Below are 530 nucleotides of genomic sequence, written 5' to 3'. Positions count from 1 at the left end.
GCCGCTCCATCAGCTGCACCGCCAAGAGCGAGTGCCCTCCCAGTTCGAAGAAGTGGTCGTGGCGTCCGACCCGCGCCAGCCCGAGCAGCTCGGCCCAGATCTGCGCCAGCACGGTCTCCATCTCGCCTTGCGGTGGCTCATAGGCGCGATGTGCATACGCCTCATCGTCCGGCGCCGGCAGCGCCTTGCGATCGAGCTTGCCATTCACCGTCAGCGGCAGCGCCGCCAGCCGCACGAACGCCGCCGGCACCATGTAGTCCGGCAGATGCGCGCCCACATGCGCCCGCAACGTGGCGGCCAGCTCAGCTCCAGCGCCATCCGGCTCATCCGATTGAGCTTCAGGCGCACACACCACATAGGCCACCAGCCGCTTCTCGCCGGCGCCGTCCTGCGGCGCCACCACCACCGCCTCGCGCACGAACGGGTGCTCGCAAAGCCGCGCCGCGATCTCGCCCGGCTCGATCCGGAAGCCGCGGATCTTCACCTGGTCGTCGTTGCGGCCCAAAAACTCCAGATTGCCGTCCGGTAGG

The 530-nt window shown here is 69.1% G+C and carries 1 protein-coding gene; it reads right to left on the bottom strand.

What is annotated here, in order from left to right; translation table 11 throughout:
- Nucleotides 1–530: AMP-binding enzyme (locus tag CWO91_RS42415; RefSeq protein WP_130221199.1), on the bottom strand; the 530-nt coding region annotated here is incomplete at both ends.

The organism is Bradyrhizobium genosp. SA-3 (assembly GCF_004212635.1).
Classification (GTDB): domain Bacteria; phylum Pseudomonadota; class Alphaproteobacteria; order Rhizobiales; family Xanthobacteraceae; genus Bradyrhizobium.
This window is presented reverse-complemented; position numbering and strand designations above follow the sequence as displayed.